This window comes from Sphingobacterium endophyticum (assembly GCF_009733535.1).
GTDB lineage: Bacteria > Bacteroidota > Bacteroidia > Sphingobacteriales > Sphingobacteriaceae > Sphingobacterium > Sphingobacterium endophyticum.
Genome location: NZ_SMMI01000008.1, coordinates 97,247 through 118,393 on the forward strand (window position 1 = coordinate 97,247; position 21,147 = coordinate 118,393).

Genomic DNA, 21,147 nt, shown 5'->3' on the forward strand with positions numbered 1-21,147 from the left:
ACTATTCTTATTTAATTATTTATTAAGAAAATCAACAAAGTTTGTTTTTAGCAATGATAATTTTACAAAATAAACTCTACTAGTTTAGTAGTTTATTTCTAAATTTGAAACCATAAATATAGATCATGAAGAAATTAATATTTTTATTAGCGATTATACCCAGTATCCTATTTGCCCAAACAAAAGAGGAGTTAATTGCTCAGGTCAAAGCAAATCCTAAGGATGTAAACTCCATTCGATTGATTCAAAAAGTTGGCGGATATTATCCCGAATATCAAGAATTAGCAGATTTATTTAAAACGTTGGACAAAAAAGTCAGAAAAACCAATGACGGAAAAATCTTCGAACGTTATTTAGATGCTTTGAAAAATACCATGCCTGGCAAAAAAGCTCCAAGCATTACCCAATTGGACTTAAACGGTGAACCTTATGCATTATCGGATCTAAAAGGAAAATATGTCCTGGTAGATTTTTGGGCATCTTGGTGTCCTCCCTGCCGCGAAGAGAACCCCAAACTTGTCAAAACTTATGCGGAATTCAAGGATAAGAATTTCGAAATATTAGGAGTCTCTTTTGACCGGGAATTTAATGCATGGGCAAAGGCCGTTAAGGATGATAACCTAACCTGGAAACATGTCTCGGACCTTCAGGGATGGAATAGCTCTGCCGGTCAGTCTTATGGAGTAAAGGCGATCCCCCAAAATATCCTTGTCGATCCCGAAGGAAAAGTTATTGCTAGAAACCTTCATGGTGATGACCTTAACAATAAACTTAGGGAAATCCTCAAATAAAAAATACTACCGAAAAACATATCAGCCGTTTCAACTTATGAAATGGCTTTTTTTATCCCTTAAAAACCACTTTATGTAGATTATCCTCATAGGATTTATACAATCCTCTATTTCCTCCTTGCTTCGTGTTTCAGTCGTGTTTTGGTCGAGACTTGTCCACACCTTGGTTTGACATTGTCCACAGCTCGTCCGCTTGTGAGCGGACGAGCTCCGGATGAGTTTTGGACAAGCTGTGGATGAGACACGAGCAAAACACGAACAAAACACGAGTAATACCAAAGCTGGGCCTGCCCAACCTCCCTTAGCATGTAAAATGTCTTATAAAAAAACATGGACCCTAAGTCTCCTTAGAATCCATGAAAATTATGTTTGTAAAAAGCTTAAACTTAATTCAGTTGGTAAGCAACTACGCTATTGTTTAAAAAGGTGGGTACATACAGAATTTTATCCTTTTGATTATATCCTAAATCTGCTGTTTTCATTTTATCACGAACATCTAAAAGTTCGGTTACAGTACCGTTTGCTCCAATATGGTAGATTAATCCTCCCCAACAAGTAACCAGGAAACTTCCATCACCTACCGGCTCTAATCCATCACCACCTAATTGTAATCCTTTCGCAAGAACTGTATAGTTTTTGTTGGCATCAATTTTCCACAACTCAGGACCAGCCATAGCATAAAGCGAACCATCAATAACTCTTAAACCGTTTACGTCTTTTACATCCTTCATAAATAAGGTAGGCTTATTATTATGGATCAAATAGATTTCTCCTTTTCTAGTATCTGATACGTACACTTTACCATTGCTGTCGGTCGCAACATCATTTAGAAATTGAGCCCCAGGAACTTTAATTTGATTAATTACATTACCCGTAATCATATCAATGACAACGACCTCGTCAATATCTGCAACATATAACAAGTCCTTGTACATGGCCAAACCTTTAGGGGCATTTAATCCCTGTACCCATGTTGCATCTTTCAAGCTACCATCCATGTTTAGGATAGCAATGCCACCCATTCCATCTTTGGCAGAACCATCGCCATCGATTAATGAAACATATAATGCGGATTTCTCAGGAGCATAGAGCACTGATTCAGGGGTAGGCAACTGATCTTTTGATTCCCAAAGCTGGGTTAATTTTTTTTGACTAAATCCAACTTGTGAACAGATGAATAATAGCGCGAATAAAATGGTAGTTTTCATGATAGTCGGGTTAATTTTTAATCTAATACTTTTAAATATAACATTTTTTAAAGGTTTTTGTTAGGTTTTAGATGAGAAATCCTTATTTTCAGTGACTCTCAATTCTAAACTTAAAAAATACATCGAAAGGATATGAAACCATTTTTGGACGAAAATTTTCTCCTGCAGAGCCGGGTTGCTGAAGAGCTCTACCACGACTTTGCAAAGGACCTACCCATCATCGACTACCATAATCACTTACCTCCAAATGAGGTCGCTGCCAATAAACAATTTTCAAACATTACGGAAATTTGGCTACATGGAGACCATTATAAGTGGAGAGCAATGCGTGCAAATGGAATTGATGAAAAATTTATTACCGGCTCGGGAACTGATCAAGAGAAATTTAAGAAATGGGCAGAAACAGTACCTTACACCCTTAGAAATCCCCTCTATCATTGGACTCATTTAGAGCTACAGCGCTATTTTGGGATACACGATCTTCTATCAGGAGAAAATGCCGATGCTATCTATGAAAAGACGAGCCAGGACTTGGGCAAACCGGATATGTCGGTGCATGGGTTATTGCAACAAATGAAAGTCGAAACCATTTGTACTACCGACGACCCTATAGATTCCTTGGAATTCCATCAAGTATATGCTCAGAAACCGGGAGGATTTGACATGTTTCCAGCATTCAGGCCGGATAAAGCGATGAGTCCCGAAAATACGGAGGCATTCAACCAATACGTCGACAAATTGGCGGAGGTTTGCAATACAGAAATTCAGGATTTCCAAAGTTATATCGAGGCATTAAAATCGAGGCATGATTACTTTGCCGAAAATGGCTGCTGTGTTTCTGACCACGGCCTAAGTCACCTTTACGCAGATGACTATACCGAATCAGAAATTATTACGATCTTCCAAAAGGTTAGGACGGGGAACGCATTAAATAATGAAGAAACAAATAAGTTTAAATCAGCATTGTTGATGTATTTTGCAGAATGGGATAATGAAAAGAATTGGGTTCAACAATTTCATGTTGGTGCATTTAGAAATACAAATGCTGCGGCGCTGAAAAAATTAGGCCCGGATACTGGTTTTGATAGCATCGGAGATTATAGCCAAGGCTTGGGTCTTGTTAAGTTTTTGGGGAAGCTATCGGAAAAAGGTCAGTTGGGCAAAACGATTTTATATAATTTGAACGCTTCGGACAACGATTTATTTGCAGCGATGTGCGGCAATTTTAATGATGGTTCAATCGCTGGTAAAATCCAATATGGATCTGCCTGGTGGTACCATGACCAAAAAGATGGCATGACCAAACAGATAAATAGTCTATCCAACATTGGGTTGATCAGTCGATTTGTAGGTATGTTGACCGACTCAAGGAGCTTTTTATCCTTCCCTCGCCACGAATACTTTAGAAGACTTCTTTGCAATATTTTTGCAGAAGATATCGTCAACGGCGAACTTCCACATGACATCAAATGGATTGGAAAAATCATTCAGGACATCTGTTATTACAATGCCAAAGGATATTTTCCATTCAAGAAATAGTCCATTAAGACCGTTGTATATTCAGCCATTTTGGAACAGGTGGAGCTTCATAAGCCTCCATTTGTTCCAATAAATCTTCAATATTATCGGAATATAAAATCATTTTTTGATTTTCCTCCTTTAACAGTCCGGAATCCACCATATGCTGTATAAAGGCAATTAAATGATCATAAAAACCATTGACATTCAGAATACCGATAGGTTTTTTGTGCAGGCCAAGCTGTCCCCAAGTGGTCATTTCAAATAGTTCTTCCATCGTTCCAAATCCACCGGGCAAAGCAATTACCCCATCACATAATGCATTCATTTTAGCCTTGCGCTCATGCATCGTATCAACCTCAATCAATTGGGTAATCCCACTGTGACCAATCTCTTTGCTATTTAAGAATTGTGGTATAACCCCAATCACCTGACCATGATTTTCCATAGCCGCATCAGCAACAGCACCCATTAAACCAACTCTCCCACCACCATACACCAAAGTAATTCCTTTATCCGCAAAAACCTTCCCAACCTCTTGAGCTGCCTCAATAAACTCAGAGCCATGACCAGGACTCGACGCACAGAATACAACGATTTTTTTAAGTTTCATGGATAAAGATAGTTAAAAGTAGTTAGTAGTTAGTAGTTAGATGAATGCATGGTTGGATAGTAGTTAGTAGTTAGATTGAATGCATGGTTACTAATTAGTAAGTTTTATAGGCTCTTATGTCTTTTGCCTTTTGTCTTTCGTCTAACTACTAAATACTTTATACTAAATACTAACCAAAAGGCCCCAGTGTAGGAAATCTGGGACCTTAATTAACTAAACATTGAAACAAAGATTTTTATTAGTTTGATGACGCGCGGTCTTTTTCTTCGTTTTTGGAGTCACTTTTTCGGATCTGTTGTTTCAGGTTACCGAATTTATAGGTGAATGTTAAACGGACTGCCTGCGAATCATTGTATTGTCGAATTTTCGATTGGTATTCGAAGAAATCCGTTGACAAGTTATTTCTGTTTGTTCTGAACACATCGGTTACGGCAAGTTTCAAGGAGCTTTTCTGGTCTTTAAAGTTATAGTTTGCACCAAGATCAGCATTGAACCTTCCGTGGATTTTAAAGGTGTTATAGATGAAAGGCGTATTGCCGTTCAAAGAAGCCTCTAAAGACCATTGCGGATGGATTTTGAAACTATGGAAACTGTTTACCTGAACAAAGAATGAACCTTGGTCTACATGGTATCCCGCAATAGGACCCTTGAAGTGCATATAGATTCCGGTAATATTATTGTTCATGGTCCAGATCTTACCCACTTTGAAAGGAATGTTCATATTTAAGTAGGAAGTTGTGGATTTACCTAAGTTTTCACGAGTAACCCAAGTCGTATTGGTCGTGGTATCCTGCCCCATGCTTTCTACAATCGCATCGTTTGTGAAATCACTACCCAATGTGAAATTGAACATCTTCATTAAGGTGTAGTTTAATGTAAAGCCATGCGTATATTGAGGATTTACATAAGGATTACCTTCTTGATAGGTCAATTTATCAATATAATATCTAAATGGATTTAAAAACCTATAGTTCGGACGAGTTACTTTCTTGGCATATCCCAAAGAGAAAATATGGTTTTCGCTCATGTTATATCCAATATTAGCAGAAGGGAAAAGGTCTAAATAATCACGTTTTACCCTTGTGCTATTGGTAATAGAATTACCGTCGGAGATGGTATATTCAGCTCTTAAACCTGCTTTTGCCGTCCATTTTCCGAATACACGGTTATAATCTAAGTAGGCTGCAGCGATCTGTTCATCATAAATAAATAAATTGGATTTGCTTATCACATTTTGCCAGGTGTCACCAATCAATTTGTCGAAGACCATATTGTTATCAGATTTCACCTTACTGTATTTCAAACCAGCTTCCAGTCCTCCGTTTTTTAATGGTTTCACATAGTCTAATTTACCTACATAGATATCGATATCGGTAGGCATATTACTTCTTTCATGCTCTTCAGGTTTAAAAAGATCGCCATTAGGTCTTTCCGTTCTGTAGGTATAGTTCATGTTTGAACGATTTTTGAAAGTACTCCAGTCTAAATCCAAAGTCAACTTTTGACCAAGGGTATCCATTTTATATTCGTTATTGAAATTAAATGACATGCGATCCAAGCTCATTTTATTTCTAGATGGAGACATCAAAATCGTATCGATGGAGTTCAATCCAAAGCCAATATCGGTTTGAGAATTATTTGTTGCATTTTCAGCATAGGAATTCCCCGACACTTGGAACATCATGGTATTCATTTCAGATGTTTTCTGTTCGATACCAACACGATAGTTATGACTATTATTTTTCTCGATTAAAGCTGCATTTTGGTCAAAAAATGTAGATTTAGAACCATCAGGGATTTCACGGAAAATATTAATATCCATCTCCTCTTTATTGTTGGTATAAGCATAAGACCCAAATAAAGTAGTATTGTTCTTTTTATAATTCAGGTTCAGCGAGCTGTTACCACGCATATGTCTACCGTGAGCAGCAGAAGCCACGAAAGTACCATTATATCCTTCGGTTCTATTTTTCTTCAGTACGATGTTAATCGTTCCTACGGCACCTTCAGCATCATCTTTAGCTGATCTGGTGGTCGTAACTTCCACACTTTTGATCTGACCTGCATCGGTAGATTTTAAGAATGTTGCCAATTGTTCGCCAGACATAAATGTTTGTCTGCCATCAATTGTTACGTTAACTCCTTGTTGCCCCATCAATTGAAGATTATCATCTTTATCCACACTTACCCCAGGCGCACGTTTCACAACTTCAAGGGCATTGTTTCCAGCAGCTAAAGTTGAATTCTCCACATTAAGGACCAGCTTACCATTCACATTTTGTACCATTGGTACTTGGCGCTGAACAGTCACGGCTTCAATAGCTTGGCTATTCGAGCTGATAATAATATCAGGAACTTCGAAAGTTTTATCACCCAATTCGAACACAGCTGATTTGCCCTTGCTGAATCCTACTGAGGTAACTTCGATATAGTAAGTTCCTTTCGGTGCTTTGAGAATGGTATAAGCTCCATTTTCATCTGTCACTGCACTTTTTATTAAAACATTTGCTGAAGAGGACATCAGGTAGATTGAGGCAGATGCTACAGGTTGGTTATCCTGATTGAGCACCTTTCCTTTTATATCTGTATCCTGAACAGCAGGTCCGGCTAGGGCTTTGCTGGCAACTGCAGCGATAAAGAGGATAATGATTGTAATTATTCGTCCCATTTTTAATATTGGCTAGTATGTTTAATTTTTAATAGTTGGTTTGGTAAAATATGTATTTTAAGCATTGCTGTCTACTGTAGACGACTCCTTGTCTTCAGAGGTTGCTTCTGTTTTATCTTTTTTCGTTTCGTCAGCTTCTTCCTTGGCTTTCTTTTCTTTTTCTTTCTTTTGTTCCTTCAGTTCCTCAAGGCGTTCTTCTTCCGCTTTAGCTTTTTCTTCCTCCAATTTCAAAATACATTTCAAACCACTTTTAGTCATAATCCATTCTGAAGTCTTTGAATTTCCTTCAGCTTTGCAATTCCAGGTTTCAATTTCCCTAAGTTTATTTTGAAGGTTTTCATCTATTATAACTTTCGTTCCAACAGGAAGGAAAAGATTCACATGTACATGTTGAGCACGGATCAGCTGTTTCTCCTGTAATGTAAAATGGCTATTGAAATAAATGTTATTATCTTCTTGTTTAACCGAATAGTTTATTTTACCGGCTCTATTGGAAGCATCTGCATATGATCCTCCTTTTGCAAAATAATTGTACTGTAGATAAGGGGCTTTTAATGAATCCAATGGTTCAATATTTAAGGATATATCTTTGCGCAAATAATTGCCGACCAATGATCCAACTTTGAATCCATTTTCTCTATTGTTATTAAAATCTTCATCCGTTGTTTTAATCACCCGAATGTCGTTCTCAGAAAGAATATAGGTATCCTTAGGCTCAATTGTCTTCTCTACAGAGATTGTACTTTCTTGATTGGTGTCTTGATTCGTAACGACAACAAAATAAAGAATCATGACAATCGATACAATCCAAGCCGCCAATAGTGACATGCTCGCATAATTATTCATTGGCCTAGTTTTAAATACCACGCGAAGCATGATAAAGAAAATCGCCAATAAAGGAATAATGATCGCGGCACAACCGGCAAGGATGGCAAAGAATGCTGAAGTAGGATCCAGAACTTCTAAAGGATCGAAGAAGAGATCGTTCGTGTATCCCATAATATTCAGAACGTTGAATACAAAGAATATAAACATACCGATGATACTAAGTCCGGCCCAAATAAGGACTAAAACGCCTAAAATTTTACCGATTACCGAGAAAAAAGACCCTAAAGAGTTTCCAACCGAACGAGCTCCTCGACTAATATGCTCGCCGGCTCCGGAAAAATTTTCACGGACACCTTTCATTTCTTCGTCAAAAGATTTCTTGAAGTTGTGGAGGTTAGCTTGTTCGCCACGCATAGCCAATTTATCGGCACGAGTAGTAGCTTTCGGCATTACTGCCCATAAAACGAAGTACAACAATACACCTGAACCACCAAATAGGAAGAAGAGTACGAAGATAATTCTCACCCATTTCGCTTCAATGTTAAAGTAGTGACCTAATCCACTACATACTCCGCTAAGGACTTTATCGTCCATATCACGCATCAATTTCTTAGATGTCAAGTACTCTGTAAAACCGAAATCGGCATTCTGTTCTTTATTTTCTTTGCTTTCCTCTTGTTGAGGTTCTGCTTGTTCAGCTTGATCCGCAAAAGCCGCTTTAGGTTCTGCTTCAGCACGTGGTTCGTCATCAATTTCAACATCGAAATCGCTAACTCTCCCCATTTGAGCAATAACCTGATCGACATCTTCACGATTAATAACTTCCTTACGACCCGTTTGGATGCGTTCAGAAAACATTTCCGCAATACGATTTTCGATATCCTCTAGGATTTCACGGCTATCTTCAGAATTCCCAAAGTGCCTTTTAATCTCGATCATGTATGACCGCAGGGTCTCATAGGCATCCTCCTCAATGTGGAAGACGATACTGTTTATATTGATAATTATAGTCTTGTTCATGGCTGTATTTAGTTAATGGTATAGTTAAATTTCTCGGTTTTGTAAGGATATTTCAACGGCGAATACTAATTCTTTCCAGGTGACATCCAATCGTTTTAACACTTCCATCCCCTCGGAAGTGATTTGATAATATTTTCGAGGTGGACCAGAAGTTGACTCCTTCCAGATATAGCTCAAAAGACCATTGTTCTTCAATCTCGTAAGCAGTGGATATAGTGTGCCTTCAACCACCAACAATTCAGCTTTCTTCAATTCGCTGATTATGTCTGAGGCATATATTTCTCCCCGAGAAATAATTGAAAGAATACAGTATTCCAGTATTCCTTTCCTCATTTGGGTTTGTGTATTTTCAGCTATCATAACAATACAAAGATATATCCTTTGGATGGTACTTTGCAATACATAGTACTATATTTTTATGAATAAAAGTTATAAACATCTGATATTCAAACGAATAATTTTTAAATAAATTTTTACAGGACTTAAAATGTTTCAAAAAAAACAGATAAAAGCTTTTTAATTTGAGTTTTAAATACGATTTTTAACAACAATGAATTGGATAATAAATTATGCATGGGCAATTTTATGGGCAATAATTATGACGCTCCTATTATTGTTACCCGCCAATGACTTTCCTACAGAAGGATTTTTTCAAGGCTTTGACAAATTAGTACATACCGGTAGTTTTTATTTATTAACGACTTTAATCTTATTTGGTCGCATTGTTGACACGAAAAGACGGGCCACAAAAGTGAAGACTTTTATCGTCGTCTTCTTAGTATCATCCTTATTTGCATTCTTTACAGAAGCTGCGCAAATGTATTTTACGAGCAGCAGATCTGCAGATTGGTGGGACATCTTTGCAGATTATGTCGGAATTGGTATGGCTCTATTTAGTTATTTACTTCTTTACAACCGTAAATTCCAGTATTCATAACTGTATAATGGGTTATTCAATTAAGCTATAGCCATTGTTGCGATATAAATTTTGCAATCGGGTATAGACTGAAGGATCTCCTCAGCAGCAGAGCTGAGGGTTGCACCTGTGGTAAGCACATCATCGACCAATAAAATACATTTCCCCTTAGCTTTCTCAGGTGAAATACAAGAAAATGCTCCTTTAACATTCTGATATCGATCGGACGATGCCATTTTTGTTTGGCTACTCTGATATTTATTTCGCTTCAAAAGAGAAAAATTCACTGGTTTCAATAAGGATTCTGACAGCCCTTTTGCAAAATATTCACTTTGATTATACCCTCTTTTCCGCCTTCTTTTTTTATGTAATGGAATCGGTACAATCAGATCGATGTCTTCAAAAACAGGTGAACTGAGCAGATCCTCTCCATATCGCCTACCTAAGAAAAGTCCAACTTGAGGATGGTTGTTATATTTTAAATTATAGATCAAACTTTCAGAGATAGAGTCAGGTTTTAAATACAGCATGGAGCAGGCAAAGGCAAAAGGGACCTTTCCTTTAAACAGCTGAACTGCTTCATTATTAGCATCTAAATGAAATTTTGTAAGGGGTAAATGAAAAAGACAGGAAGTACAAATTATTTCTTCTTGATCCAGTAGGGATTGATTGCATCCCATACACAGTTCAGGATAGAATAAATGGATGATTGCATTTAAATACTTTTGAATCATGGTTTATTTTATTCCTAAAAATAATCAGGATCTATCAATAAAACATTGCTATAGGGTTATCAAAAAATAAAATTTAGTGTTTCTTATCATATATCAATAATCATAAACAATGGACCTATTACCTTTGTAGTATTAAAAAAGAAAGATAATATGATGGAATTAGGAATAGGCATGTTTGGAGACTTGCAAATTGATTCCCAAACAGGAAAAATACAGGCGCCCCAACAAAGGCTACATGAAATAATCGAGGAAATTAAATTAATGGATGAAGTTGGTGTTGATTTCTTTGGAATGGGAGAACACCATAGAGCAGACTATGCAGTAGCAGCACCCGAAATTATTTTGGCTGCAGCCGTAACGGTTACCAATCGGATAAAATTAGGTTCAGCAGTATCTGTCTTAAGTTCCTCCGATCCGGTTAAGCTCTATCAGGATTTTGCAACCGTTGATTTGATTTCAAATGGTCGGGCAGAGATTATGGCAGGAAGAGGGTCATTTATCGAATCATTTCCACTTTTTGGATACGATTTGAAGGACTACAGTTCCTTATTTGAAGAGAAACTTGATCTTTTATTGAGAATAAATAATTCTCAGACTGTGAACTGGACCGGAAAGCACCGCGCGAGTTTAATTAATCAAAGCATTTACCCGAGACCTGTGAATGACAAACTTCCGATTTGGATAGCAGTTGGCGGAACGACGGAATCTGTTATTCGTGCGGGGAGATTGGGCTTGCCAGTAATGTTTGCCATCATTGGAGGTTCGCCGATAAATTTCAAGCCCTTGTTCGAAGTTTATGAACAGGCTTATCAAGACAATGGCCATGATATGAGTAAATATCAAGTCGGGGTACATATGCATTCGTTCTTTGGAGAAAATTCAAAAGAAATTGCGGATTGGTACTATCCTTATTATTCAGCGCAGATGAATAGGATCGGAGCATCACGAGGATGGCCTCCATATCAAAAAACACAGTATGATTATGGCCGTTCAAACCATGGACATTTAATTGTCGCAGATGTCAATGAATCTGTTGATAAGATCCTTCAATTGCAAGAAACCTTCGGTTTAACTAGATTTTCTGCCCATATGGATGTAGGAAGTCCTGATCATAGTAAAATGATGAAAGCAATTGAGCTTTATGGAAATCAGATTATTCCGAAAGTGAAAGATGCGATAAAATAAAAAAAAGGGCTTAGGCCCTTTTTTTTATGGAATTCGGTAATCTACTGCATCCCCTAATAAATTATAGATATGAAAAGAAATAATTTATGGGTCCTGCTGTTGCTTATCAGCATGGGATCATGTGGAAATAAATTTGCAGAGCAGAATTCAGAAGAAATGAGTTCAAAAGATTTTAATGAAACAGCAGCAGCAACATCTCAAGACGCGGGGATCTCTCCATTGGTTTCTCCTGAAATGACATTAAAAGAAAGTATGCCTCTGGGAACAGATGATGTTGCACAACAATCAACTTCCAATATCAAAATAATAAGAAGCGGTAATATTTCACTTGAGTCCAAAAAAATTGAAGCCAGTAAAAAAAATATAGATGCCCTTCTGAAGAAATTTAATGCTTATTATGAGCAAGAGTCATCAAACAATAACAATAATTTCACAAGTTATAATTTAACGATTCGAATTCCAACCAGCTCGTTTGATAACTTCCTGATAGCGATGGAAAATGGTGAAGACAAAATTACGGACAAGAAAATTAGTGCTGAGGATGTAAGTATTACCTATCATGATGTTGAATCCCGATTAAAGAGTAAAAGAGCCTATCTTTTACGTTATCAGGAAATGGTTTCTAGCGCCAAAAATGTAAAAGATCTTTTAGAGATTCAAGAACAGATTCGACAACTGCAGGAAGAAATTGACAGTAAGGAAGCAGTGCTAAGAAATCTGACGAATCAGGTAAATTACAGCACATTGACCGTTGATTTATTTGAGTATCAAGCCAATCTTCCGATGGGAAGTAAGTCCTTTTTTGCTAAGGTAAAAACATCCTTAGAATTTGGCTGGAACCTGATTCAAAACATTGCCTTGGGAATTATTGGGATTTGGCCAGTTTGGATAGTGGTCGGCTTGATCATTATTATTATTCGTAATTTCAGAAAGAAAAGAAGAATGGGTAAAGCGGATTAGGAATTATTATTACTTCTAGCTTATAATTTTTGATGTATCTTTGTACCGTGGAAAAAGCAGTAAAATTGGTAGATATCAGGAGTTTGAGTTTGGCTCAATTAAAGGATTCATTAGTCAGCATGGGAGAGCAGGGTTTTAGAGCCAAGCAGATCTATGAATGGTTATGGCAAAAATCCTGTACTGATTTTGATGAGATGAGCAACTTAAGTAAGTCACTTCGGGAGAATTTAAAAGCACACTTCACGATCAATGCGGTTAAAGTAAAACAATCTCAAATAAGTTCTGACAAGACCATAAAAAGCAGTTTTAGTCTATATGACAATAATATCATTGAAGGGGTTTTAATACCTGCCGACGATCGTATGACGGCATGTGTAAGTTCTCAGGTTGGATGTAGTTTGACCTGTAAATTCTGTGCTACGGGATATATGGATAGAAAGCGGAATTTAAATGCAGATGAGATTTATGATCAGGTCGTATTGATAGCCAAGCAGGCCGAGGAGAAATATGGTCATCCGCTTACGAATATCGTTTACATGGGAATGGGCGAACCCCTACTGAACTACAGCAATATGATGAAATCGGTAGAGCGAATTACCTCAGCAGATGGATTGAATATGGCTGCAAAACGTATTACCGTTTCCACAGCAGGTATTGCCAAAATGATTAAAAAGTTAGGAGATGATGAAGTTCGGTTTAACTTGGCACTATCACTTCACGCTGCCAACGATAAAAAGAGAAATGAAATTATGCCTATCAATGAGCAGAACTCATTGGCTGCATTAGCTGAAGCATTAAAATATTTTTACGCGAAGACAAAGAACCCCATCACTTTTGAATACATTGTTTTCCACAATTTCAACGATGAGATTCAAGATGCCAAAGAGTTGGCAAAATTTTGCAAGAATGTTCCTTGTAAAGTAAATATCATTGAATATAATCCGATAGCATTAGCAGATTTTGTGAATGCTGAGGCCGATAAGATTGAGGAATTCGCGAATTATTTAAAGAGTCAAGGGATTATTACCAATGTCAGAAGAAGTAGAGGAAAGGATATTGATGCGGCATGTGGACAATTGGCCATTAAGGAAAAAGAAGCTGACCAGGTAAACTAGTTCAAAAAATATAAAAAAACATAGGGTTGAAAATTTCAACCCTATGTTTTTTTATCCGTGTATCTGTTCTTTTTTGCCATAGGATTGGATAAGCTTTCCTTCAAATTCCAACCATTCTTGCCATCTCTTTTCAACATTGACATCAATGGTATATTTTTTTGCAAAATTGAGGAAAGTAGTATAGTGATTTGCTTCAGATACCATGAGGTCATGATAGAATTTAGCCAATTCCTGGTCTTCAATATTTTTAGATAGCACTCTAAAACGTTCGCAGCTTCTAGCCTCAATCATAGCGGCAAACAATAACCTATCGATAAAAGCTTGATTACGAGAACCGTCTTTTTTGGAAAATTTCATCAGCTGTCCCACATAATCATCTTTTCTTTCCCGACCTAATTCATAACCTTTTTCTTTGATGATATCGATTACCATTTTGAAATGTTCCATTTCTTCAATAGCAATGGCAGTTAATTCATGTACTAAATCTTCCAGTTCCGAGTTTTGCGTAATCAGAGAGATAGCATTGGAAGCGGCTTTCTGTTCGCACCAAGCGTGATCAGTAAGAATCTCTTCAAGATTTGATTCTGCAATATTTGCCCATCTAGGGTCCGTCAAAAGTTTTAGTCCTAACATAACAAGAAAATATCCACAAAGGTAGTGAAAACAAAATCATCCCCCTAAATACATGAAATAATGGTAATTTGCGACATGCGAAAAAAGATGCTTGTCATTGGATTGGTATGGCCAGAACCTACATCTTCAGCTGCCGGCTGGAGAATACTTCAGATCATTGACTTATTTATATCAAATGGTTTTGAGGTTACATTCGCATCTGCAGCAAGTAAATCAGAATTTTCATACCCATTGCAAGATAAAGGGATAGTAGAGCAAGAGATTGCTTTAAACGATTCCACATTTGATCAATGGATACAGGATCTAGAGCCGGATTATGTACTATTTGATCGATTTATGGTTGAAGAGCAATACAGTTGGCGAATATCACAATCCTGTCCGACTGCGGTCCGAATATTGGATACTGAAGATTTGCATTTTGTTCGCAATGCAAGGCAGGAAGCCTATAAAAAAGGATTAGAAGAGGAAAAATCAATGTACTATTCCGATCTTGCGAAACGGGAGCTGGCATCCATATATCGTTCGGATTTAAGTATATTGATTTCAGAATTTGAAATTAACTTACTGAAGGATGAATTTAGGATAGATCCGGCTTTGATTAGTTATCTACCCTTTCGATTAGAATCAAGAAACAAGATTGAGGTACCAAGCTTTGAGGAGAGGTCGAATTTTATGTTTATTGGCAATTTCATCCATGAACCAAATTGGAAGACCGTGCAAGTTATTAAAGAAATATGGCCAATAATCCGAAAGAGACTTCCTAAGGCCGAGGTTCATATCTATGGAGCATATCCAAGTGAAAAGGTTAACCAACTCCACAATGAGGCACAAGGATTTTTTATCAAAGGTCGAGCAGAAGATGCTGTGGAGACGATGAAAAATTATCGAGTATTATTAGCACCAATACCGTTTGGAGCTGGGCAAAAGGGTAAATTTATTGATGCGCTTTATGCCGGTACCGCATCGGTAAGTAGCTTAGTAGGTGCTGAAGGTATGTTTCAAGGTTTAGCATGGCCGGGGTATATAGCAGATACAACTGCTGAGTTGATTGAGAAAGCTATTTTACTCCATGAGGATAAAGAAGAATGGGAAATCTCGAGGCAAAAATCCTTAGAGATCCTAAGGCAGTTTGACGGAATGAATTGGGGTCAAAACCTGATGAAACAAATTGTTGAAATAGAAGACGATCTATCAAAACATCGCTCTAAGAACATGGTGGGTCAAATTTTATGGTCTAGTCAATTCCTATCCACAAAATATCTATCTCAATGGATTGAAGAGAAGAATAAAAAAGCGCAAACGTAAAAACGCATGCGCTAATTCTCAAAATTAAGTTTAAAAAACTATTTTCTTTTAAACTCGATTGTAGTTGTTTTAGTTTGATTCGTATTCTCAAGGGTAAACTTTATCGTTGATTGAATAATATTTTCTTTGATGGTATAAGACACTTTATCAAAATTCATTGACTTGCTTGTAGGCATATCATAAGAAAATGATTTTGACCCACCTTTACCGTCAAATACATAAGCGAAGCCATCCTTATCAAAATCTAGATAAGTTCCTTTAGATTCTGCAGCAATTGTATCTCTTAAGACTTCTTCGCCACCTACTTTTTCTACCTTAACTACGTTTGTCCACTCAAAAGATCTGATAACATTCTGGGCAACGTCCCTTCCAGCGCTATCTAAAGTTTCTTTGCTACAAGAAGAGAATCCAATAGCCACTAAACCCAAGATCAATAACTTTTTCATAATGCTTTATTCTAGTTTCCTTTATAATTTCATTAACTCAGGTGCTTACTTCCAATCATTATGCCAATATGTGAAAAAAAGTAAAAATAAGCTGTTAAAGTGGAAATTAGTGTTCAAAATACACGGTTTAACGGAATGATTTATTATATTTAGTAAAACTATTATTTTATGAAAACATTAAAAGGTCCGGGTATCTTTCTTGCCCAGTTTATAGCTGAAGAAGCACCATATAATAATTTAGAAACCATTAGTAAATGGGCAAGTTCATTGGGATTTAAAGGAGTTCAGATTCCGACAAATGATCCTAATTTCTTTGATATGCAAAAGGTTGCAGAAAGCAAGACTTATGCAGATGAGATTAAAGGGAAATTAAAAGAGCAGGGCGTGGAGATTACTGAACTTTCTACCCATTTACAAGGTCAATTAGTTGCGGTACATCCAGCCTATGACCAGCTTTTTGATGGGTTCGCACCTGAGAAGTTAAGGAATAATCCAAAAGCAAGAACAGAATGGGCAATAGATCAGTTAAAATTAGCGGCAAAAGCATCTGCAAATTTAGGTCTTAATGCACATGCTACTTTTAGTGGAGCATTGTTATGGCATATGGTCTATCCATGGCCACAGCGTCCTGCGGGAGTTGTTGAAACGGGATTCAAGGAATTGGCGAAAAGATGGTTGCCTATTTTAGATGAATTTGATAAGCATGGTGTCGATGTTTGTTATGAAATCCATCCTGGAGAGGACCTACATGATGGCGTAAGTTATGAGCGGTTTTTGGAGGCTGCAAACAACCACCCGAGAGCATGTTTATTATATGATCCGTCGCACCTATTATTGCAGGGGATGGATTATTTAAGTTATATCGATCATTATCATGACCGCATCAAGATGTTCCATGTGAAAGATGCTGAGTTTAATCCTACGGGAAAACAAGGTGTGTATGGAGGTTATTCAGGTTGGGTTGAAAGAGCAGGTAGATTCCGCTCATTAGGAGATGGACAGGTTGATTTCAAGGGTATTTTCAGTAAACTGGCGGCTTATGATTTTGATGGATGGGCTGTCATGGAATGGGAATGTGCATTGAAAAATTCTGTGGACGGAGCAACCGAAGGTGCAGAATTTATTAAAAATCACATTATCAAAGTGACGGATAAGGCATTCGATGATTTTGCGGCGACCGGTACCGATGAGAATTTCAACAAAGAGGTATTGGGTATATCGTAGTTGTTGATTAGAATATTTGAAAATAGAAAAAGGGCTGTTTCTTATTGGAGACAGCCTTTTTTTATGTAAAAAACCTCTGTCATTCACGAGCTTTAGCTCGAGAAACCATTTTAACGTTAATTTATTGACGTTGGCATATGGAGTTTGGAAATATGTCACACCTACGGCGTAAAACGGGTCTTGTGTCTTATGTCTACTGTCTACTGTCTACTGTCTCTTAAGAAACAAGTCAAAATATTAGCCAAATTAATCTTCCATTAAGAATCGTTTTCAGGCTATTAGGGCTCTTGTACATAGTCTTAAAATGTAATCAAATTAATTATTTTACTTTTTTTAACAACAAAATAGGTTTGTTGCCGTTTAGTACATGTATATCTATGTAACAAACTTGATATAATGCTCGTCGTTAAGCCTTCTAATTGGGTTCCCAAATTAGGCTATAAAAAACACTTACAAGCGAAATTTTGAGATAAAATTACCCTGTAAATAATTAATATATGATGCACTACCTTTACCGTTCGCTTTTCATAGCATGTACTCTCATGCTCTTTTGCCATCAAGGACGGGCAAGTACTATTGAAAAGTACAACAATCGAAACGCAGATTACTTAAATCTTATCAAGAATAAGTCCTTGGATTCCCTCGATATCATTGGGAAAATTACTGATTCAACAGGAACCGCAGTTGAAGGGGTAGTAATTACAGAAAAAGGGACCAGCAATAGTACCTTATCCGACCAGAACGGCGAATATAAAATTTCTGCCAATCCAAATGGAATAATTACCTTTTTAAAGTCTGGATATGCCACACAAGAATTGCATGTGAATAATCAGAAACAACTAGATGTTAAGTTGACAACAGCTACAGAAGAAACTGAAAAATTAGAGATTGAAGGGGGCAATGCTGTGGATACTACAGCGCAAGACAGTAGCGGTACTCAAGTAGATTCAACAGTTGTCAATTCAGACAGTAGTTCAACGCAAAGCGCAACTGCGGCAGCGCCTACTGGCCAAAATATTGTAACCGGTACAGTAACAGGTCCTACAGGACCATTACCGGGAATTACAGTAAAAGTTGTAGGAACTGAGCTAACCTCGAGCACGGATGAAAACGGGAAGTTTCAGATTGCCGCAGACGCAAATAGCAAGATTCGTTTCTCATCTGTAGGCTACAAGACGGTAACTCAAACGGTGGGCAATCGACAAGACATTCAAGTTGTCTTAGCCACAGAGACCAATACCATTGAATCCGTTCAGGTTGTAGCAGTAGGATATGGTACCATGAAAAGGGCAACCCTTCCAACAGCCGTTTCAAGTATTGGAGCAAATGAAATTGAAGATGAAGTCTTACCCAGTGTTACGCAAGCCATCCAAGGTAAGGCTGGCGGTGTTCAAGTTACTCAGAAATCGGGATCACCGGGAGGCGGGATTAGCATTCGTGTACGTGGTACGACATCTATTAACGCAAGCTCAGACCCCTTATATGTAGTGGATGGAATTCCTGTCAACAGTACGACAAACTTTACCGGAGGATCCACATTTGATTTTGGTGGCGGAACCCAAGGGATCAATGTTCTTTCCTCTATCAATCCTTCGGATGTTCAATCCATTGAAGTGTTAAAAGATGCGGCATCTTCATCAATATACGGATCAAGAGCTGCCAATGGTGTTGTCCTTATTACAACCAAAAAGGGAGCTGTTGGCCAGAGCCAATTTAACTTCAACATGTATGAAGGGTTTTCTCAGGTACCGAAGGAAAGATATTATGATTTCATGAATACGGAACAATACCAGGATTACATGAAGGATTATTATAGAATAGCAATGGAGGAAGATCCATCAAAGTCAATTCCTGATCAGATCTTTTCAAATCCAGGTATCAATACCAATTGGCAAGATGCTATTTTTAGAACATCGCCAACCAGGAATTATGAGTTATCAGCAAGCGGAGGTAATGAAAAGACGCAATACTATACATCGGTTGGATATATGAAGCAAGGTGGTGTCTTATTATATTCTAATTTTGACCGGTTGAGCGGTCGAATCAACCTGAACCATCAACATAGCGAAAAATTAAGGTTTTCGACCTCAATCAATTTAACCAAAGCAACGAATCAGCGGGTTCAAGAAGAAAATTCAAAAGAAGGGGCGACAAAATCAGGGATTTTCTCTCCTCCGAATATTCCGGTCTATGACGGCCAGGGGAATTATTTTTATGATCAGGTTCGTCTAACCAGAGAGAATCCGGTAGCCATGTTGGAGCTACCAACCAACAAAGCAAACACCTACCGTATTTTAGCCAATGCAAGTGCTGAATACAACATCATTCCGGAATTATTGTTAAAGACAAGTTTTGGGACCGACCTAAGCTTTATAGACGAGACATTCTTTATGCCTCCGACAGGACTACGTTCCTATGCTAGTCAAGGAGGTATTGGAGCCAGTCGGAGTACAAGAGATCAGTTATGGATCAATGAAACAACATTAACCTACGACAAGGGGTTTGGAGATCATAGTATAAATGCATTGGCGGGGTTTTCGGTTCAAGGATCAAGGCTAGAATTCACGCATGCGCAAAGGTCAGGGTTTCCAAACAATGATATTCCTTATGTCACTGCCGGCGGAGTAATCACGGGAGCAAATGCCTATCCTGAAGAATGGGCAATTGCCTCAGGATTTGCACGTGCTACCTACATCTACAAGGATAAATATATTTTAAATGCGAATGTTCGTATGGATGGTTCCTCACGATTCGGAGCAGATAACCGTTGGGCAATTTTCCCTTCACTGGCAGGAGCTTGGCGACTTTCGGAAGAGGAGTTTCTAAAAGGCAACAGTACAATCAGTGATTTAAAATTAAGGGCAAGTTGGGGTATTACTGGAAATCAAAATATTGGAAATTATGCGAGTAGATCACTTTATACAGCTGGCAACAATTATATGGGTATAGCGGGATTTGTTCCGAATGTATTGGGAGATAAAGGCTTGAAATGGGAAACAACTAGGCAATGGAATGTTGGGGTTGATGCCGGTTTTTTCAATGATAGAATATCATTGTTAGCTGATTACTATTACAAAAAGACATCTGACCTCTTAATAGGCCTACCTATCCTAACAAGCTCCGGGTACATGAACAGATTTACAAATTCCGGAGACATAGAAAACAAAGGATTTGAGTTTGAGTTGAGTAGCAAGAACTTAGTTGGTGACTTTAAATGGAGCACTTCCCTTAACATGACTTTCAATCGGAATAAAGTCCTTGCATTACCAGAAGGATTAACAGAAATGCGTGGCGGAGTTGGTGATCTTAACCGAGCGATCCCGGGTCAGCCATTAGGAGTATTTTATGGCTGGAAAGCATTGGGTGTAAATCCAGAAACGGGGATGATTGACTATTTAGGGAAAGATGGAAGTGCTGTTACTCCAACAAACTATGAGGATCATGTTATGATTGGAGATCCGAATCCACAATTTTTCGGAGGTATTACCAATAATTTTGAATACAAGAATTTTGATTTAAGTATCCTTGGTCAGTTTTCTTATGGCAATGATATTTTCAATTATAATTTAGCTTCAGGATTAGAAGGATTCAATCCAAGTTCGAATCAATTTGTGGACTTTGTTGACAGGTGGCGTCAGCCTGGAGACATCAGCAACGTACCTAGACCGGCACCGGGCAGTTTAGACAATGGTGCGGTTTCATCAAGATTTGTTGAAGATGGTTCATTCTTCAGATTAAGAAATATTACTTTAGGATACTCCCTACCCACAGAGGTTGCAGAACGTATAAAAATGAAAAGATTACGTTTCTACGTAACAGTTCAAAACGCCTATGTTTTTACGAAATACAGAGGATATGATCCAGAAGTAAGCTCAAGCCATGGCGGTGCGAATACAGGATTAATTTACGGTTATGATTACGGAAGTTATCCTCAACCAAGAATATTCACGACAGGTATTAATTTAACGTTCTAACATCTTCAC

General features: G+C 37.8%; 17 protein-coding genes. 9 read left to right on the forward strand and 8 right to left on the reverse strand.

What is annotated here, in order from left to right; translation table 11 throughout:
- Positions 1-125: 125 nt before the first annotated feature.
- On the forward strand, positions 126-791 hold the full coding sequence (locus E0Y80_RS11810) for a peroxiredoxin family protein (protein WP_156307879.1): 666 nt from the start codon (positions 126-128) through the stop codon (positions 789-791).
- A 386-nt stretch (positions 792-1,177) separates the two neighbouring features.
- Here E0Y80_RS11810 and E0Y80_RS11815 read toward each other — a convergent pair whose 3' ends face one another.
- Positions 1,178-1,999 carry an SMP-30/gluconolactonase/LRE family protein gene (locus tag E0Y80_RS11815; RefSeq protein ID WP_197091574.1) on the reverse strand — a complete coding sequence of 274 codons (822 nt, stop codon included), beginning with the start codon at positions 1,997-1,999 and terminating at the stop codon, positions 1,178-1,180.
- A 132-nt stretch (positions 2,000-2,131) separates the two neighbouring features.
- Here E0Y80_RS11815 and uxaC point away from each other — a divergent pair, with 132 nt between their 5' ends.
- On the forward strand, positions 2,132-3,538 hold the full coding sequence (uxaC, locus tag E0Y80_RS11820) for a glucuronate isomerase (RefSeq protein ID WP_156307881.1): 1,407 nt from the start codon (positions 2,132-2,134) through the stop codon (positions 3,536-3,538).
- 4 nt (positions 3,539-3,542) lie between these two features.
- Here the strand turns inward: uxaC and E0Y80_RS11825 are convergent, their stop codons facing one another.
- From E0Y80_RS11825 to E0Y80_RS11840, 4 genes are all read right to left on the reverse strand, one after another.
- A complete protein-coding gene (locus E0Y80_RS11825; protein ID WP_156307882.1) occupies positions 3,543-4,130 on the reverse strand; it encodes an LOG family protein in 588 nt (195 codons plus the stop codon).
- Between the two features lie 238 nt (positions 4,131-4,368).
- A complete protein-coding gene (locus E0Y80_RS11830) occupies positions 4,369-6,798 on the reverse strand; it encodes an outer membrane beta-barrel family protein (protein WP_156307883.1) in 2,430 nt (809 codons plus the stop codon).
- 57 nt (positions 6,799-6,855) lie between these two features.
- Positions 6,856-8,646, reverse strand: a complete 1,791-nt coding sequence (locus tag E0Y80_RS11835) for a PspC domain-containing protein (RefSeq protein ID WP_156307884.1) — start codon at positions 8,644-8,646, stop codon at positions 6,856-6,858.
- Between the two features lie 24 nt (positions 8,647-8,670).
- Positions 8,671-9,006 carry a PadR family transcriptional regulator gene (locus tag E0Y80_RS11840; protein ID WP_156307885.1) on the reverse strand — a complete coding sequence of 112 codons (336 nt, stop codon included), beginning with the start codon at positions 9,004-9,006 and terminating at the stop codon, positions 8,671-8,673.
- 190 nt (positions 9,007-9,196) lie between these two features.
- On the opposite strand from E0Y80_RS11840, the gene E0Y80_RS11845 reads away from it, so the two are divergent.
- The gene (locus E0Y80_RS11845) at positions 9,197-9,583 is read left to right on the forward strand and encodes a VanZ family protein (RefSeq protein WP_156307886.1); all 387 of its coding nucleotides are present in this window, start codon (positions 9,197-9,199) and stop codon (positions 9,581-9,583) included.
- 20 nt (positions 9,584-9,603) lie between these two features.
- Here the strand turns inward: E0Y80_RS11845 and E0Y80_RS11850 are convergent, their stop codons facing one another.
- Positions 9,604-10,296, reverse strand: coding sequence for a ComF family protein (locus E0Y80_RS11850; RefSeq protein ID WP_156307887.1), 693 nt, complete (start codon positions 10,294-10,296; stop codon positions 9,604-9,606).
- Between the two features lie 150 nt (positions 10,297-10,446).
- Here E0Y80_RS11850 and E0Y80_RS11855 point away from each other — a divergent pair, with 150 nt between their 5' ends.
- The 3 genes from E0Y80_RS11855 to rlmN all read left to right on the forward strand — a co-directional run bounded on the left by E0Y80_RS11855 (position 10,447) and on the right by rlmN (position 13,556).
- Positions 10,447-11,481 carry an LLM class flavin-dependent oxidoreductase gene (locus E0Y80_RS11855; RefSeq protein ID WP_317163545.1) on the forward strand — a complete coding sequence of 345 codons (1,035 nt, stop codon included), beginning with the start codon at positions 10,447-10,449 and terminating at the stop codon, positions 11,479-11,481.
- Positions 11,482-11,550: 69 nt separating this feature from the next.
- Positions 11,551-12,441 carry a DUF4349 domain-containing protein gene (locus E0Y80_RS11860; protein ID WP_156307888.1) on the forward strand — a complete coding sequence of 297 codons (891 nt, stop codon included), beginning with the start codon at positions 11,551-11,553 and terminating at the stop codon, positions 12,439-12,441.
- Between the two features lie 32 nt (positions 12,442-12,473).
- Positions 12,474-13,556 carry a dual-specificity RNA methyltransferase RlmN gene (rlmN, locus tag E0Y80_RS11865; protein ID WP_156307954.1) on the forward strand — a complete coding sequence of 361 codons (1,083 nt, stop codon included), beginning with the start codon at positions 12,474-12,476 and terminating at the stop codon, positions 13,554-13,556.
- Positions 13,557-13,607: 51 nt separating this feature from the next.
- Here rlmN and miaE read toward each other — a convergent pair whose 3' ends face one another.
- Positions 13,608-14,189 (reverse strand): MiaE family protein, encoded by a 582-nt coding sequence (gene miaE, locus E0Y80_RS11870; protein WP_156307889.1) that lies wholly within the window; start codon positions 14,187-14,189, stop codon positions 13,608-13,610.
- 75 nt (positions 14,190-14,264) lie between these two features.
- Here miaE and E0Y80_RS11875 point away from each other — a divergent pair, with 75 nt between their 5' ends.
- Positions 14,265-15,494, forward strand: a complete 1,230-nt coding sequence (locus E0Y80_RS11875; RefSeq protein ID WP_231596029.1) for a glycosyltransferase — start codon at positions 14,265-14,267, stop codon at positions 15,492-15,494.
- A gap of 38 nt (positions 15,495-15,532) precedes the next feature.
- Here the strand turns inward: E0Y80_RS11875 and E0Y80_RS11880 are convergent, their stop codons facing one another.
- Positions 15,533-15,940 (reverse strand): hypothetical protein, encoded by a 408-nt coding sequence (locus E0Y80_RS11880; RefSeq protein WP_156307891.1) that lies wholly within the window; start codon positions 15,938-15,940, stop codon positions 15,533-15,535.
- A gap of 168 nt (positions 15,941-16,108) precedes the next feature.
- Here E0Y80_RS11880 and E0Y80_RS11885 point away from each other — a divergent pair, with 168 nt between their 5' ends.
- Positions 16,109-17,164 carry a sugar phosphate isomerase/epimerase family protein gene (locus E0Y80_RS11885; protein WP_156307892.1) on the forward strand — a complete coding sequence of 352 codons (1,056 nt, stop codon included), beginning with the start codon at positions 16,109-16,111 and terminating at the stop codon, positions 17,162-17,164.
- A 497-nt stretch (positions 17,165-17,661) separates the two neighbouring features.
- Positions 17,662-21,138, forward strand: coding sequence for a SusC/RagA family TonB-linked outer membrane protein (locus E0Y80_RS11890; RefSeq protein WP_156307893.1), 3,477 nt, complete (start codon positions 17,662-17,664; stop codon positions 21,136-21,138).
- Positions 21,139-21,147 lie beyond the last annotated feature (9 nt).

Bases quoted from the DNA above. Each gene is read 5' to 3' on its own strand.
- E0Y80_RS11810 (WP_156307879.1), top strand. From the start codon at position 126: ATGAAGAAATTAATATTTTTATTAGCGATTATACCCAGTATCCTATTT.
- E0Y80_RS11815 (WP_197091574.1), bottom strand. From the start codon at position 1,999: ATGAAAACTACCATTTTATTCGCGCTATTATTCATCTGTTCACAAGTT.
- uxaC (WP_156307881.1), top strand. From the start codon at position 2,132: ATGAAACCATTTTTGGACGAAAATTTTCTCCTGCAGAGCCGGGTTGCT.
- E0Y80_RS11825 (WP_156307882.1), bottom strand. From the start codon at position 4,130: ATGAAACTTAAAAAAATCGTTGTATTCTGTGCGTCGAGTCCTGGTCAT.
- E0Y80_RS11830 (WP_156307883.1), bottom strand. From the start codon at position 6,798: ATGGGACGAATAATTACAATCATTATCCTCTTTATCGCTGCAGTTGCC.
- E0Y80_RS11835 (WP_156307884.1), bottom strand. From the start codon at position 8,646: ATGAACAAGACTATAATTATCAATATAAACAGTATCGTCTTCCACATT.
- E0Y80_RS11840 (WP_156307885.1), bottom strand. From the start codon at position 9,006: ATGATAGCTGAAAATACACAAACCCAAATGAGGAAAGGAATACTGGAA.
- E0Y80_RS11845 (WP_156307886.1), top strand. From the start codon at position 9,197: ATGAATTGGATAATAAATTATGCATGGGCAATTTTATGGGCAATAATT.
- E0Y80_RS11850 (WP_156307887.1), bottom strand. From the start codon at position 10,296: ATGATTCAAAAGTATTTAAATGCAATCATCCATTTATTCTATCCTGAA.
- E0Y80_RS11855 (WP_317163545.1), top strand. From the start codon at position 10,447: ATGATGGAATTAGGAATAGGCATGTTTGGAGACTTGCAAATTGATTCC.
- E0Y80_RS11860 (WP_156307888.1), top strand. From the start codon at position 11,551: ATGAAAAGAAATAATTTATGGGTCCTGCTGTTGCTTATCAGCATGGGA.
- rlmN (WP_156307954.1), top strand. From the start codon at position 12,474: ATGTATCTTTGTACCGTGGAAAAAGCAGTAAAATTGGTAGATATCAGG.
- miaE (WP_156307889.1), bottom strand. From the start codon at position 14,189: ATGTTAGGACTAAAACTTTTGACGGACCCTAGATGGGCAAATATTGCA.
- E0Y80_RS11875 (WP_231596029.1), top strand. From the start codon at position 14,265: ATGCGAAAAAAGATGCTTGTCATTGGATTGGTATGGCCAGAACCTACA.
- E0Y80_RS11880 (WP_156307891.1), bottom strand. From the start codon at position 15,940: ATGAAAAAGTTATTGATCTTGGGTTTAGTGGCTATTGGATTCTCTTCT.
- E0Y80_RS11885 (WP_156307892.1), top strand. From the start codon at position 16,109: ATGAAAACATTAAAAGGTCCGGGTATCTTTCTTGCCCAGTTTATAGCT.
- E0Y80_RS11890 (WP_156307893.1), top strand. From the start codon at position 17,662: ATGATGCACTACCTTTACCGTTCGCTTTTCATAGCATGTACTCTCATG.